A 15,126-nucleotide genomic window follows, 5' to 3' on the forward strand; every position below is an offset into this window, starting at 1 on the left:
CCTGGTCATCCTCAATGCAAAAGCACGCGATGCGCGCAACGAGTTCGTAATTGCAACTTGACACCCCAGATAGTCGCTCTCCCCCCTCTGGAGGGAGAGGAAAGAGCCAGCCGGTATAAGTTCGCGCCTTTCCTCTCCCCCGTCGATCGGGGGAGAGGTGTCGCCCCCCGCTGGTGGGTGGGGGGGTCGACTGTTCATCAACAACACAGATGATCAAAAATCGGTCGGCGCTCCGCCTTCGGACCGCCGCTCGGCGACGAAGGCGTTGAGTTCCTCGCGGATGGCCGGGTCCATGTAAGGCTCCTCATAGGACGCCAGCCGCTCCTTCCAGACCTTGTTGGCCTTTTCGAGTGCCGTCGGCGAGCCGGCTTCCGCCCAGGTCTCGTAATTGCGCCAGTCGGAGAGGATCGGCGAGTAGAAGGCGGTCTTGTAGCGGTCCTGCGTGTGCTGCGTGCCGAAGAAATGGCCGCCAGGGCCGACCGACTGGATGGCGTCGAAGCCGAGTGCCTCTTCGGAAAGATCGAGGGGGGTCAGGAATTCGGCGACCATCTGCAGCAGGTCGATGTCCAGGATGGTCTTCTCGTAGGAGCAGCGCAGGCCGCCCTCGAGCCAGCCGGCGGCATGCATCATCAGATTGCCGCCGCCCTGGATGGCGCCCCACAGCGAGAACACGCTTTCATAAGCCGCCTGCGCGTCGACCGTGTTGGCGGCGCAAGTGTTGGAGGTGCGGTAGGGGATGTTGTAGCGGCGGGCAAGCTGGCCGCCGACAAGCTGCGCCTTCATGTATTCCGGCGTGCCGAACGCCGGCGAACCGGACTTCATGTCGACATTGGAGGTGAAGCCGCCATAGCCGACGGGCGCGCCCTTGCGCACCATCTGGGCGAAGGCGATGCCGGCAAGCGCCTCGGCGTTCTGCTGCACCAGTGCGCCGGCGATGGTGACAGGCGCCATGGCCCCCGACAGGGTGAACGGCGTCACGACGACGACCTGGCCCTTGCTCGACATCTGGATGATGCCTTCCATCATCGGCACATCGAGTTTCAGCGGCGAATTGGTGTTGATGATAGTGAAGACCGACGGCTCTTCCAGCATCTGCTCGTGGCTGATGCCGCGCGCGATCCTGGCGATCTCGATGCCGTCGACATTGCGCTCCTTGCCGAGCGAATAGATGTGGAACACCTTGTCGGTGAGCACGCTGAGATCGCGGATGCATTCGAGGTGGCGGACGGACGGATGGATATCGGTCGGCTCGACCGGATAGCCGCCCGTGCAGTTCAGGATGTTGTGCATCTGCGCAAGCTTGAGGAAGTTGCGGTAGTCCTGCTGGTTGCCGGGCCGGCGGCCACGATCGATATCGGAGCAATTGGGCGCCGACGCCATCATCGAGATGATCACATTGTTGCCGCCGAAGCGTACATTGTGAGCGGGATTGCGGGCATGGATGGTGAACTCCGACGGGCAGTGCGACACCAGTTCCAAGATCATGTCGCTGTCGAAGCGCACCCGTTCGCTGCCGTCGCGCACATCGGCGCCATGCGCCTTCATGATGCTCCGGGCCTCGTCATGCAGCACGTCGACGCCGATTTCCCGCAGCACGCGCAGGGAAGCGAGGTGGATCGATTCCAGCTCGTCGTCGGAGACCAGCCTGGTTGGCGCCAGCGGGTTCTTCAGCTGGCGAAAAGCCGGCTGCTCGAACGCGGCCGAGCCGCCGGCGCGCTTTCCGGCGCGGCCGCCGCGACGGGCGCGGTCAGTGGCCAATGCCGGTTCCAAGGGTTGTAGGGCGGCGGTCATGATGGTCCTCGTAGGATGCGATAGCGGGCGGCATAATGGACCGGCGGCTGCCCAGCCATTGCGGAGGCGGCGACCACTAGGGCGAGGGAAGCGACATGCCGGAACGGCAGTTGCGCGGCCACGACATCGGCCTGATCCCGCCGCCTCGTTGGCTTAAGCGGATTTCGGCGGCCGGCCCTTCCTTTCCCGGGATCGAACCGATAGCTACTCGGCTTGCCGGCCGGATGGCCAGCAGTTCATTTGGATGGCAGCATGGTCGCGACCGGCTCGAGCGAAGGCGAAGCAGGAACGCAATGGGCAGCGCTTGCCGGCGTCACCGCGGCACTTGCCATGTTCGGCGCTGCGCAGGGGTTGAGCTCGCCGCTGTTCACGCTGCTGATGCAGAAACAGGGCATGTCGCCGGCGCTGATCGGCTTGTCGGCGGCGATGATGCCGCTCGGGCTGATCCTTTCGGCTTCCTTCGTGCCGGCCGCGGTGCGGCTGGTCGGTGGGCGCAACCTGGCGGTCGGCTGCTCGCTGATCGGCGCGCTCTGCTTCCTGGGCATCGGCTATCTGCAGGACTGGGTGGCCTGGTTCGTCATCCGCTTCATCATCGGCGTCGTCATCAACCCGCTCTACATTCTCGGCGAGGTGTGGGCACTGTCGCTGGCGCCGCCATCGCGGCGCGGCAGGGTGATGGGCGTGTTCAACACGCTGATGGGCGCCGGTTACGCCGCCGGACCATTCGCGCTGACCCTGCTCGGTACGTCGGGCTGGGCGCCCTTCATGGTCGGCGTCGCCGGTTTCGCGCTCTGCGCGGTGATCCTGCACGCGGTCTCGTCTAAGCTCACCGGTTTCGAGGATGACGGCCAGCCTGCCAGCGGCCTTGTCGGCTTTGCCAAGGCGGCGCCGGCGCTGCTGCTTGCCGTGCTTGTCTCGGCCGCAGTCCAGCAGAGCACCTATGCGCTGGTCCCGGTCTTCGGCGCCAGCTACGGCCTGGCGGAAGCTGTGCTGGCCTCGCTGGTGATGGCGCTTTCCCTAGGCAATATTCTGCTGCAGATTCCACTCGGCCTTCTGGCGGAGCGTTTTGGTGGCCGCGCCATGATCATCGTCTGTGCGCTGGCAACGAGCGCCTGCGCGCTTCTGCTGCCGCTGCTGATCATGACGCCGCTGATCTGGCTGGTGCTGCTGGTGATGGGCGCGGTCGGCTATGGCGTCTACACAATGGCGCTGGTGGAACTCGGCAGCCGGTTCAAGGGCTCGGTGCTGGTCGCCGGCAACGCGGCCTTTGCGCTGATGTGGGGCGCCGGCGGCATCGTCGGCCCGCCCGGCGCCGGCCTGCTCATGCAAGGCATCGGCCCGCTCGGGCTGCCGGTCGTCATCGCCGGCCTCGACGCGGTGCTGGTGATGTTCGCACTGTACCGGTCGTCCGTGCGCCGAGCTTCCTGACAAGCCCAATCTCCTGACAGGCCCAGCCTCCTGACAGGCATTGTCTGGAGCAAGCGGTTTTCGTCCGCCAGGGGCTTACCACCACGTTGCTCAATCGCTAATCCTGCAGCCTTGATAGCGGTGCGCACATGAATTTGGTTGAATCGAACAAGGACGAAACGATGCAATGGGCTGCGATCACCGGTGTGATCGCGACCGTCTCGGTGTTCGCCATTGCGCAAGGGTTGTCCTATCCGCTGCTGAGTTTCATCCTGCAGCGCCAAGGCGTTTCGCCCGCGATGATCGGCTTGTCGGCAGCCATGACGCCGATTGGTTTCATCCTGTCGTCGCCATTGATCCCGGCGCTGGCGCGGCGGTTCGGGGCAGGGCGCACGGCGCTTACCTGTGCGGCCCTTTCGGCTGTCGTGCTGGCGCTGATCGGCTGGACGCAAAATGTCTATTTGTGGTTTCCCCTGCGCTTCCTGATCGGTGTGGTGACCAACCCGCTCTATGTGCTGAGCGAGATCTGGGTCATCGCGCTGGCGCCGCCGGCCCGGCGAGGGCGCGTCATGGGTGTCTATTCGACGATCATCTCGGCCGGTTTCGCGGCCGGGCCACTGTGCCTGCTTGCAGTCGGCACCGAGGGCTGGCCGCCCTTCCTCGTCGGTATCTCCGCCTTCGTGCTGTGCGGCATCTGCCTGGGCTTGGTGCTGCCGCGTTTGCCCAAGGTCGACGAGGCCGGGCATCAGGTTTCCGTCCTGGGTTTCGTGCCGCTGGCGTGGCTGCTTTTGTTTGCCGTCATAGTCGCCGCCGGCTTCGAACAGGGCGCGCTGGCGTTGCTGCCGGTCTATGGCACCCATCACGGCATCACCGAAACCCGCATGTCGGCGCTGCTGTCGGTGATGATTGCCGGCAATATCGCTATGCAGGTACCGCTAGGCCTGCTGGCGGAAAGGCTTTCCGCGCGCCTGGTGCGGCTCGCCTGCGTCGCGATCACGGTGCTCGGCTGCGTCCTGCTTCCGCTTCTCATCGAATCGCCGCTCATCTGGCCAATGATCTTTGTCTGGGGCGCGGTTTCCTACGGCATCTACACGATGTCGATCATTGAGCTCGGCGAACGCTTCACCGGCTCCGCACTGGTTGCCGGTAATGCGGCCTTTTCCTTGATGTGGGGCGTCGGCGGTATCGCCGTGCCGCCGCTGGCGGGCGGCGCGATGGATATTCTGGGTGCCGGCGGGCTGCCGATCACGCTTGGGCTGCTGTGCCTGGCGCTGGCTATTGCTAGCCTCGCTGGTCGGCGGAAAGCCTCAATCGTGCGCTGAGAATATCGATACAGCCTGTCGGCGTTGGCCTTTTCAAAGCAACGCGTTTATCGGAGACCTCATGACCAAGCCTGCCACCCAGACGCCGAATTCCACCCCCTCGACCGACGATCCCTTCCTCTGGCTGGAGGACAGGACGGCCAAGCAGTCACTGGACTGGGTACATCGCCAGAACGAGGTCACGGTTGGCGAATTGCAGGGTGATCCGTCCTATCAGGCGTCGTTCCAGACCGCGCTCGACCTGATGACGGCCGAGGACAACATCGCGGTCGGCGCCGCCATTGCCGGCCATGTCTATAATTTCTGGCAGGACAAGACCAATGTGCTCGGACTCTGGCGCCGCACGACCGTCGCTTCCTACAAGACCGAGAAGCCCGACTGGGAAACGATCATCGACTTCGACCAGCTTGCGGCGAAGGAGGGGGTAAAATGGGTTTTTGGCGGCGCAAGCCGACTCTATCCGGACTTCAACCGTTGCCTGGTGAGTATGTCGCCGGATGGCGGCGACGCCAGCGAGATGCGCGAATTCGACATCGCGACCAAGTCGTTTGTCGAGGGTGGGTTTCGTGCACCCGCTTCCAAGTCGGGCTTCAGCTGGCTGGATAAGGACACCGTGATTGTTTCGGCCGCTTTCGACGAGGCCGACAAGACCGAGTCCGGCTATCCGCGAGTCATAAAGCTGTGGAAGCGCGGTACCAAGCTGGAAGACGCGACGCCGATCTTCGAGGCGCAGAAAGAGGATCTCGCCGTTGGTGCCGCTGTCGAGTACGACGGTGACAGACGTTATCTGGTCCTGGCTCGAACGCTGAATTTCTTCGCTTCGCACATCTTCCTTCGGCTGCCTTCCGGCGAAAACAAACAACTGCCGCTACCGGACGACATGACCGATACGGCAATATTCAGGGATCAGCTCGTGTTCGGCGTACGCAGTCCATGGACGGCGCCCGACGGCACGGTTTGCAAGCCCGACGGCCTCTATTCGCTGGATCTCGCGCACTGGGTCAAGATCGGCGCGCTCGGACCTGTCGAAACCTTGTTCGAGCCGGCATATCGCGTTTCCATAGCCGGCGTTGCCCGCACGCGGGACCGGCTGTTCATCAGCCTGATGGACAATGTGCGCGGCAAGGTCGTCGTCTGCGAGCGCAAGGATGGCAACTGGTCGCTGAAACCGGTGGCGCTGCCCGAAAATGGCAATGTCGGCATCAGCCATGCCGAGCAGTTCGGCTCGAGCGTGTCCTTCTCCTTCACCGATTTCCTGACGCCGAGTTCGATCATCTGGTCTGACGACAATGGCGAGACGCTAGAAACCGTGAAGTCGCAGCCGGCGCGTTTCGATGCCTCGCCGCTGATCTCGGAACAGTTCGAGGCGCGCTCCAAGGACGGCACGATGATCCCTTATTTCGTCGTCAGGCGGCGCGATCAGAAGGGGCCGGTGCCGACGCTGCTTTACGGCTATGGCGGTTTCGAAGTGCCGCTGCTGCCCGGCTATGCCGGCGTGCGCGGCAGGCTATGGCTGGAAAAGGGCAATGCCTATGTGCAGGCCTGCATCCGTGGCGGCGGCGAGTTCGGCCCGGCCTGGCATCAAGCGGCGCTCAAGGGCAATCGCCAAAACGGATTCGATGATTTCGCAGCGGTCGCGCAGGACGTCGTCAAGCGCGGCATCGCGACAGCAAGCTCACTCGGCATCCAGGGTGGTTCGAATGGCGGCTTGCTGACCGGCGTTTCCTTGACGCAGCATCCCGAGCTTTTCGGCGCCGTCATTATCGAGGTGCCGCTGCTCGACATGCTGCGTTACGCCGAATTGCCGCCCGGCGCCTCGTGGATGGCCGAATACGGCGATCCGTCGAAACCCGAAGACGCGAAGTGGCTTTCAGCCTACTCGCCCTACCAGCATGTCGACGCCGCTGCCGCCTATCCGCCGGTGCTGCTGACCACATCGACCGCTGACGATCGGGTCCATCCCGGCCATGCGCGCAAGATGGCCGCCCGCCTGCAGGAAGCCGGCCATGCCAGGACGCTGTTCTTCGAGGAGACCGAGGGCGGCCATGGCGGGCGTGGCGACCGCCGGCCGCAGGCGGCGCAGACGGCGATGAAATATGTCTTCCTGCAGAGGGCGCTGACAGCCAAGGCCTAGACTCATTCCGTTATGGGCCAAGCAAAGGGTGGTTCTCCTCGACCAGCCTTTGCTCTAAGATGGCTTCCATGGCTCTCGTCAGGATGTTGATTGACGCATTTGAGGCTCGCGCATTGCGGGTCGCGGTGACGCCGTCACCGCGTACGCTGCGCGCCGAGCTTTTGCGGCTGTGCGCCCGCATCGGCTATTCGCCACCTCTCTGCCTCTGAAGCATTCGCCCCGGCTTGCCGGATAGAATCCAGAGGAAAGATCAGACATGACCTATCAGAATTATTCGCTGAAGCAGCTTCAGCAGATCGACGCCGCGCATCATCTGCATCCGTTCACCGACCACAAGGAAATGCGCGGGGCCGGGTCGCGCATCATCACCCATGCCAACGGCCCTTTCATCTACGATTCCGAAGGGGCTGAAATCCTCGACGGCATGGCCGGGCTGTGGTGCGTCAACATCGGCTATGGCCGTGACGAGCTGGCCGACGCCGCCTATGCCCAGATGAAGGAACTGCCTTATTACAACTCCTTCTTCAAATGCTCGACGCCGACGCCAGTGCTGCTGTCCAAGAAGCTGGCGGAGATCGCGCCGAAGCACGTCAACCAGGTGTTCTATGGCTCGTCGGGCTCGGAGGCCAACGACACGGCCCTGCGCCTCGTGCGCCACTATTGGGTGCTGGAAGGCCAGCCGGAGAAGAACCGCATCATCTCGCGCAAGATGGCCTATCACGGCTCGACCGTTGCCGGCACCTCGCTCGGTGGCATGGATGGTATGCACAAGCAGCTCAACGGTGCGGTGCCCAACATCGTCCATGTGATGATGCCCTACGCCTATGAACTGGCGCTGCCTGGCGAGAGCGATCATGATTTCGGCCTGCGCGCGGCCGGGGCTGTCGAGGAGGCGATCCTCGAAGCCGGCGCCGACAAGGTTGCCGCGTTTATCGGCGAGCCGGTCATGGGGGCGGGCGGCGTGAAGATACCGCCGGCAAGCTACTGGCCGGAAGTGCAGCGCATCTGCCGCAAATACGATGTCCTGTTGATGCTGGACGAAGTCATCACCGGTTATGGCCGCACCGGCGAATGGTTCGCCGCCCAGACGCTCGGCATCGAGCCCGACACGATCACCACCGCCAAGGCTCTGACCTCGGGCTATCAACCGCTGTCGGCATTGCTGGTTGGCGACCGCATCGCCTCGACGCTGGTCGAGAAGGGCGGCGAGTTCAACCATGGCTACACCTATTCCGGCCACCCGGTGGCCTGCGCCGTGGCGCTGAAGAACCTCGAGATCATCGAGCGCGAAGGGCTGGTCGACCGCGTCAGGAACGACACCGGTCCTTATTTCGCCAAGGCGTTGCAGGAGCGCATTGCCGGACATGATCTGGTCGGCGAGGTGCGTTCGATCGGACTGATGGGCGCGATCGAGATCGTCAAGGACAAGGCGACCAAGGAGCGGTTCCTGCCGGCTGGAAGTGCGGCGGTGACCGTGCGCGATCATGCCATCGCGCACGGCATGATGCTGCGCGCTACCGGCGACACGATGATCCTGTCGCCGCCGCTGATCTGGACCCGCGATACGATCGATATGGCCTGCGATCGCATCTCGAAGGCGCTGGATCTGGCGCAAGCCGATCTGCGCAAGCGGTAGAACTCGACCCCTCGGCTGGGCGCTCCTCGGCGGGAGCGCCCAGCCTTGAGGCCATGCTGACGCGGGGAGCGAACGAATTCCACCACAAGCGCGTAGTGTGTGGGGCTGCGGCTGATTCGGCCGCGACAAGGGGTTTTGTTTCCATGAGAAAGACCGGCAAGAGCCGACGGACGCAAGAAGCGGCCAGGATCGGCGGCGACCTGATGCTGGCGCCGCTGGTGGCGATGATGCGGCTGCCGTTGATGACCATGGATGGCGGGAGCAGCCAGCCATGGAGCACGGAGACCGCGCGTGCGGTAAACGAGAAGACCGCCGCTATGGCCGAAGGCGTGTTTGCGGCGCAAATGTCCTTCCTGCAATCGGCATCGCGGTTCTGGCCGGAAATCTTTTCCGGCCGCACGCCGTCGCTGTTCAACGGGGTCGCGGCGGAGCGCTCGATCAGCGCCGCGCTGAAGCCGGCAAGCCGTGCCGTGAAAGCGAATTTTCGCCGGCTGTCCAACAAGACCTGACAGAAGTTGCAGAACTTTGATTTTGCGCATTGACGGGCGCATGCGCTAGAATCAGTCGGTACGTCACCGATGGGGGACACGATGGCCGGACAACCGCTCAACCAGCCGGCTGAAATTCCAGCCGAACTCGACCGCTGGAACTGGGGCGCCTTCTTCCTCAACTGGATCTGGGGCATCGGCAACAGCACTTTCATCGCGTTGCTGGCGCTGATCCCTGTCGTCAACATCATCATGATCATCGTCCTGGGCGCGCGCGGCAGCCGCTGGGCTTGGCAGAACCGCGCCTGGCGTGACGCGGAACAGTTTCGCAAGACGCAGCGCAACTGGGCAATCGCCGGCCTTGCCGTCTGGGTTGTCGGGATTGGCGGCTGCGCGACGATGGTGGGCAGCATTCCCTACGTCCTGAAAGGCAGCGATGCCTATCACATGACGATGGACAGGCTTCGCGCCGACGACCGCGTCAAGGCGGCGTTGGGTGATGATTTGACCGACAGTTTCTGGGTCGGCGGCCATCTCAACGTCAATGCAAATGGGGCCGGCGACGCCCAGTTCGGCATTCCGGTCCACGGCGCCAAGGGCAAGGGCACGGCCTATTCGACCGCTGTCCGGACAGCCGGCACATGGAGCTTGCGCCTGCTGGTCGTCAGGGTCGAGGGAACCAATGCGCCGATCGTGCTGATCAACGAAGATCATGTCCCGATCCCGAATGCTGCAATCGGAATATAGCTGGGCAAAACGCAAAAAAAGCAGCCTAAACACGGGCGCGAAGGCTGACAGTTCGGTCGGCTTTGTGGCCCAACAATCGGGTCACCACTGCTGCGTTCCAGACAAGGAAATATGCTGAAAAGCCGGATGCTGTCTGACAGTATGCGCATGCGTTCATGTGGGCCGGTGGCAATTTCATACAAGGGCACGCGCATATGGTGAGTTCCTTTCGTGCGGTCGTGGTCGGTGGCGGCTGTGTGGGTGCCGGCATTCTCTACGGCCTGGCAAAGCGCGGCTGGACCGATGTGGCATTGTTGGAGCGAACGCAGCTTACGGCCGGGTCGACATGGCATGCCGCGGGGCTCATCCCCTCTTACGCGCGCAGCCGCAATGTCGGCCGCATGATCGCCAGGTCGATCGAAATCTATGAGGGGCTGGAGGCGGAGACGGGCCAGAACGTCGGCTGGCACAAATGCGGCCAGCTGCGCATTGCCAACACGCGCGACAGGCTGGACGAGTACAGAAGCTACATGGACGTTGCCGAGGTCCAGGGTGTGCGGGCCCGGATCGTATCGCCCGCGGAGGCGCGAGAGATCTGGCCGCTGCTCGACAACAACAGCATGCTGGGCGCCCTCTACCATCCCGATGACGGCCACATTGCACCCGCCGATGTCACCCAGGCCATGGCCAAGGGTGCACGCGACCTCGGCGCGAAGATCCATCTTGATACCGAGGTCGTGGGTTTCGAGCGGATGCCGAGCGGCGAGTGGAGGGTCAAGACCTCGCGCGGTGACATCGTTTGCGAACATGTCATCCTTGCGACCGGCAATTACGCACGCCAGACAGGCGCCATGCTGGGCCTGGACATTCCCGCGATCCCGATCCTGCATCAGTACTGGATCACCGAGTCGGTTCCCGAGGTGGTGGAACGCAAACGGCTTGGTCTTCCGGAGATGCCGATCCTCAGGGACGAGGGTTACGAGGGCTATCTGCGCGAAGAGGGGGACGGGCTGATGTTCGGCCCCTATGAGCGTACCGAGCAGCTCAAGCTGTTCGCCGAAAACGGCGTCCCGGAATGGTTCGGCGCCGATCTGCTCGATGAAGATTTCGACGCCGTTTCCTGGAACTGGGAGCGCGCGACCGAACTGGTCCCCGCACTAGGCCGCGCCGGCATCAAGCGGAATGTGCGAGGGCCTTTCCAGATGACGGCCGATGAACTGCCGCTGATGGGGCAGGCGTGGGGCCTGGAGAATGTCTGGCTCGCCGAAGGGGTGCCGGGGGGCATCCTTTGGGGCGGTGCGATTGGCTACTACCTCTCCGAACGGATCGTGGAGGGTGGCAACAGCATCGACACGGCGGAGCTGGATCCCCGTCGGTTCGGCCAATATGCCAACAAGAACTGGACCCGGGCAAAGGTCCGGGAAGCCTGGGGCACCCACGCCGCACAGCACTATCCAGGCCAGGACATGCCGGCGGCACGACCGCAGAAAACGGCCCCTTCCTATGACCGTCTAAGCCAGCTCGGCGCGGTGTGGGATGTGTTGAACGGCTGGGAGATGCCGAGCTGGTTTGCGCCTGCCGGTGTCGAAGCGCGCAACGTCTACAGCTGGCGCTGGACCCCCAAAGGGAACCACGTCGCCGCGGAGGTCCAGGCTGTCCGCCAGACCGCTGGCCTGGTCGAGATGACACCAAGGACCAAGTTCGAGGTCAGCGGACCGGGCGCAAGGGACTGGCTCGACGGAATCCTGGCCAACAGACTGCCGCGTCCCGGTCGCGTCGCTCTTGCCCATCACCTGACGCCGGCCGGCGGCGTGCAGGCCGAGTATGTGGTGGCGCGGCTGCAGAGCGACCTGTTCTATCTCATATCGACGCCGCGCGCAGAGCGCTGTAACCTTGACGATCTCCGCCGGCTGTTGCCGAAGGACGGCAGCGTGCATCTGCGCAACGTCACGGAGGATCGCGGCAGCTTCACGGTGGTTGGGCCGAAGGCGCGCGACATATTGCAGCCGCTGACGGAAATAGATCTCTCCAACGAGGCCTTCCCCTGGTTCAGCGTGCAGTCCGGCACTGTCGGCATGGCCAGCGACGTGCGACTGCTGCGCGTCAACTATTCGGGCGAATTGGGATGGGAGCTCTATCATCCGCTCTGCTATCAGCGGCATTTGCTGGATGCGCTCCTGGCCTCGGGGGAGGCGCACGGACTGAGGCTGGTCGGACTTCAAGCGCTGGAATCGCTTCGTCTCGATAAATCCTACCGCGCCATGTATCGCGACATGAATCTCGAACTGTCGGCCTGGGAGAGCGGCCTCGACCGATTCATGAGCCTCGACAAAGGGGACTTCATCGGCCGCGCGGCACTGGTCGCAAAACAGAAGCAGGGGGCGGCACGCCGGATCGCCACGCTGTCGATCGATACGGACGGTGCGAGCGCGTTCGCCTTCGAGGGCGTCTACCGCGAAGGCGAGCTCGTCGGCCACATCACCTCTGCGGGCTACTCCTACACTTTCGGTCACGACATCGCACTTGCGCTGTTGCCCCTGGAACTTGTGTCGCCCGGTATCGAGCTCGAGGTGTCCATCCTCGGCGAGCGCCGCGCGGCCAAGGTGATCGCGGACTCGCCCTATGATCCGGAAGGCGCCCGCGGGCGCATGTGAGGCATCCCGGAGTACAGTTTCCGGGTTATCGATGTCTCAAAACGTGCTGCAGGGCAAAACGCAAAAACCGCGCTCCATCAGGAACGCGGCTTTGCCAGATACGCATGGCGCTTCGCTACGCAAACACTTTGCGAAACTTATGGCACTTGTCGAAACTTACGGGCTCCGGTACGCGAGACCTGATCCGGAGCGCCGGGCGGATGAGATATGTCCGCCTCGCAGTCCGTTTTATAGGGACATCGTTACCGCGGAGTTATCGAGAGCTTAAGCAAATCTAAATTTGCATTTTTTCCACCGAAGGAAACCGGAAAAACCCGCCAAATCCAAGGGTTACGCTGGGTTACCCCTGAGAAAATTAATTATGCCGGAGAAATCGACGCCGCCATGTCCTTGGGCGTTGAACAAGGCATAGAGCTGGGCTGCTTCGGCACCAAGCGGCGTTACAGCACCCGCACTTTGCGCGGCTTCCTGGGACAATTTCAGGTCTTTCAGCATCAGTGCTGCTGCAAATCCTGGGTTGTAGTCCCTGTTTGCGGGCGAAGTCGGCACCGGGCCGGGCACCGGGCAATAGGTGGTCAAGGACCAGCATTGCCCCGACGAGGTTGAGGCGACGTCGAACAGCGCCTGGTGTGACAGGCCGAGCTTTTCCGCCAGCACGAAGGCTTCGGCGACACCGATCATCGAAATGCCGAGGATCATGTTGTTGCAGATCTTTGCCGCCTGGCCGGCGCCGTCGCCGCCGCAATGGACGATGCGGCCGGCCATCGGCTTCAGGATCGGCTCCGCGGTTGCAAAGGCGTCATCGGAGCCTCCGGCCATGAAGGTCAGCGTGCCGGCTGCGGCACCGCCGGTGCCGCCTGAGACGGGCGCATCGATGGATAGCAGGCCGTGTTTGGCGGCTATGGCGTGCACCTTGCGCGCCGACTCCACATCGATGGTGGAGGAATCGATGAACAGCGCCCCCTTTTTCGCCTTGGGCGCGATGTCTTCGTAGACGGAGAGCACATGCTTGCCAGCGGGAAGCATCGTAATCACCACATCGGCATCCTTCGCTGCGGCAACGGCATTGGCCATCACAGTCACGCCATGCTCTCGGGCGACGGTGAGGCTTTCCGGCACAAGGTCGAAACCATTCACCGCATGCCCCGCCTTGACCAGGTTAGCGGCCATCGGATTACCCATGTTCCCTAGGCCGATGAAGGCAATGGTGCTCATAATGGTGCTCCGTGATTTGGGCTAGGCAGTAGGCAGTAGGCAGTAGGCAGTAGGCAGTAGGCAGTAGGCAGTAGGCATGTCTATTCAGGTGTAAGTCTGACAATGAGTTGGCGAAGCATTTTGCCGATGCCCTCGGTCGATATCAGCAAGTGATCAGCTTGATCATGCGTGGCAAGGCCAATGCGTTCGGCGATCTGGAGGTGTGTCTCGAACTCCTTCAGCGAGCCTTGGGCGATCCGGAGAAATTGCTGATAAGAGCCTCTGTTGTCTCGACCATAACCTTCGGCGATGTTTGCAGGGATAGAGGTCGCTGAACGGCGGATTTGGCTGGTCAACCCGTACAATTCTTCCTTGGGCCATGCCTTGGTCAAAGAATAGGTGGCGACAGCCAGATCCATCGCCTGCTGCCACACGATAAGATCCTTGTACGAACTGATCTTGCCGGTCATCTCACTGCCTACTGCCTACTGCCTACTGCCTACCAATCAGCGCCCGCGCGATGATGACGCGCATGATCTCGTTCGTGCCTTCCAGGATCTGGTGTACCCGCAGGTCCCGCACCAGCTTCTCGATGCCGTAGTCATGCAGGTAGCCATAGCCGCCGAGCAGCTGCAGTGCGTCGTTGGCGACGTTGAAGCCGGTATCGGTGACGAAGCGCTTGGCCATCGCCGACCATTTGCCGGCATCCGGCGCCTTGCTGTCGAGCTTCGAGGCGGCGGCATAAAGGAAAATACGCGCCGCCTGCAGCTCGGTCTCCATGTCGGCCAGTCTGAACTGCAGCGCCTGGAACTGGTTGATCTTCGAGCCGAAGGCCTTGCGCTCGGCGGTGTAGGAAAGCGCCTTGTCGAGCGCCGACTGCGCGCCGCCCAGCGAACAGGCTGATATGTTCAGCCGGCCGCCGTCGAGCCCGGCCATGGCGATGCCGAAGCCCGCGCCTTCGCCGGACAAAAGGTTTTCCGCCGGCACCTTGCAATCCTCGAAAATCACCTGGCGGGTCGACTGCATGTGCCAGCCCATCTTGTGCTCGTTGGCGCCGAAGGAGAGGCCTGGCGCGTCTTTCGGCACGATGATGGTGGAAATGCCTTTCGGCCCCTCGGCACCGGTGCGCACCATGACGGCGTAGACATCGCTGTCGCCAGCGCCGGAGATGAACTGCTTGGTGCCGTTGAGGACATAGTCGTCGCCGCTCCTGACCGCACGGGTCTTGAGCGCCGCGGCATCGGAGCCGGAGCCGGGCTCGGTCAGGCAGTAGCTCGCCAGCCATTCCATCGACGTGAGCTTGGGCAGGAAGCGCTGGCGCTGCTCGTCATTGCCGAAACGGTCGATCATCGAGGCCACCATGTTGTGGATCGAGATGAAGGACGAGAAGGCCGGATCGGCGTGCGCAAGCGCCTCGAAGATCAGTACGGCATCGAGCCGGCCGAGCGCGGAACCACCGACGTCATCGCTGATATAGATGCCGCCAAGGCCGAGCGGCCCGGTCTCGCGGATCACGTCGGCCGGGAAATGCTTGTTGCGGTCCCAGTCTAACGCATTCGGCGCGACACGGTCTGCGGCGAAGGCCTGCGCCATCTCCTGGATGGCGCCCTGCTCCTCGTTAAGTTCGAACTGGCTGGTGCTCGCATCGACCGCGGCGTCCATGGCGTGCTCCCTAATCTTCGACCTGTTGGCCTGTCGTTTTTGGCTTTGCGCGCGCACCAATCTAGACCAATGATGCCGCCGCGCAACCCGAGCCTATCAACCGGCCCTTTGG

11 protein-coding genes are annotated in these 15,126 nt (G+C 63.0%); 7 read left to right on the forward strand and 4 right to left on the reverse strand.

Annotation, left to right across the window (positions count from 1 at the left end):
- Window positions 1-213: 213 nt before the first annotated feature.
- Window positions 214-1,791, reverse strand: a complete 1,578-nt coding sequence (locus tag NKJ37_RS09055; protein ID WP_352773716.1) for a trimethylamine methyltransferase family protein — start codon at window positions 1,789-1,791, stop codon at window positions 214-216.
- 252 nt (window positions 1,792-2,043) lie between these two features.
- Here NKJ37_RS09055 and NKJ37_RS09060 point away from each other — a divergent pair, with 252 nt between their 5' ends.
- From NKJ37_RS09060 to NKJ37_RS09090, 7 genes are all read left to right on the forward strand, one after another.
- Window positions 2,044-3,219, forward strand: coding sequence for an MFS transporter (locus NKJ37_RS09060; RefSeq protein ID WP_352773718.1), 1,176 nt, complete (start codon window positions 2,044-2,046; stop codon window positions 3,217-3,219).
- A gap of 128 nt (window positions 3,220-3,347) precedes the next feature.
- A complete protein-coding gene (locus NKJ37_RS09065; protein ID WP_352773720.1) occupies window positions 3,348-4,520 on the forward strand; it encodes an MFS transporter in 1,173 nt (390 codons plus the stop codon).
- Window positions 4,521-4,581: 61 nt separating this feature from the next.
- Window positions 4,582-6,654, forward strand: a complete 2,073-nt coding sequence (locus tag NKJ37_RS09070; protein ID WP_352552461.1) for a prolyl oligopeptidase family serine peptidase — start codon at window positions 4,582-4,584, stop codon at window positions 6,652-6,654.
- Between the two features lie 256 nt (window positions 6,655-6,910).
- Window positions 6,911-8,290 carry an aspartate aminotransferase family protein gene (locus NKJ37_RS09075; RefSeq protein WP_128303967.1) on the forward strand — a complete coding sequence of 460 codons (1,380 nt, stop codon included), beginning with the start codon at window positions 6,911-6,913 and terminating at the stop codon, window positions 8,288-8,290.
- Window positions 8,291-8,433: 143 nt separating this feature from the next.
- On the forward strand, window positions 8,434-8,799 hold the full coding sequence (locus NKJ37_RS09080; RefSeq protein WP_352773722.1) for a hypothetical protein: 366 nt from the start codon (window positions 8,434-8,436) through the stop codon (window positions 8,797-8,799).
- An 81-nt stretch (window positions 8,800-8,880) separates the two neighbouring features.
- Window positions 8,881-9,525, forward strand: a complete 645-nt coding sequence (locus NKJ37_RS09085) for a cytochrome c oxidase assembly factor Coa1 family protein (RefSeq protein ID WP_023812283.1) — start codon at window positions 8,881-8,883, stop codon at window positions 9,523-9,525.
- Window positions 9,526-9,719: 194 nt separating this feature from the next.
- On the forward strand, window positions 9,720-12,158 hold the full coding sequence (locus tag NKJ37_RS09090; RefSeq protein WP_352773724.1) for a GcvT family protein: 2,439 nt from the start codon (window positions 9,720-9,722) through the stop codon (window positions 12,156-12,158).
- Window positions 12,159-12,488: 330 nt separating this feature from the next.
- Here NKJ37_RS09090 and mmsB read toward each other — a convergent pair whose 3' ends face one another.
- The 3 genes from mmsB to NKJ37_RS09105 all read right to left on the reverse strand — a co-directional run bounded on the left by mmsB (window position 12,489) and on the right by NKJ37_RS09105 (window position 15,014).
- The gene (mmsB, locus tag NKJ37_RS09095; protein WP_128303970.1) at window positions 12,489-13,373 is read right to left on the reverse strand and encodes a 3-hydroxyisobutyrate dehydrogenase; all 885 of its coding nucleotides are present in this window, start codon (window positions 13,371-13,373) and stop codon (window positions 12,489-12,491) included.
- Window positions 13,374-13,453: 80 nt separating this feature from the next.
- Entirely contained in the window at window positions 13,454-13,822 is a 369-nt protein-coding gene (locus tag NKJ37_RS09100; protein WP_023812280.1) for a four helix bundle protein, read from the reverse strand.
- 22 nt (window positions 13,823-13,844) lie between these two features.
- On the reverse strand, window positions 13,845-15,014 hold the full coding sequence (locus tag NKJ37_RS09105; protein WP_023812279.1) for an isobutyryl-CoA dehydrogenase: 1,170 nt from the start codon (window positions 15,012-15,014) through the stop codon (window positions 13,845-13,847).
- Window positions 15,015-15,126: the final 112 nt, after the last annotated feature.

This window comes from Mesorhizobium sp. M0140 (assembly GCF_040322475.1).
Lineage (GTDB): Bacteria > Pseudomonadota > Alphaproteobacteria > Rhizobiales > Rhizobiaceae > Mesorhizobium.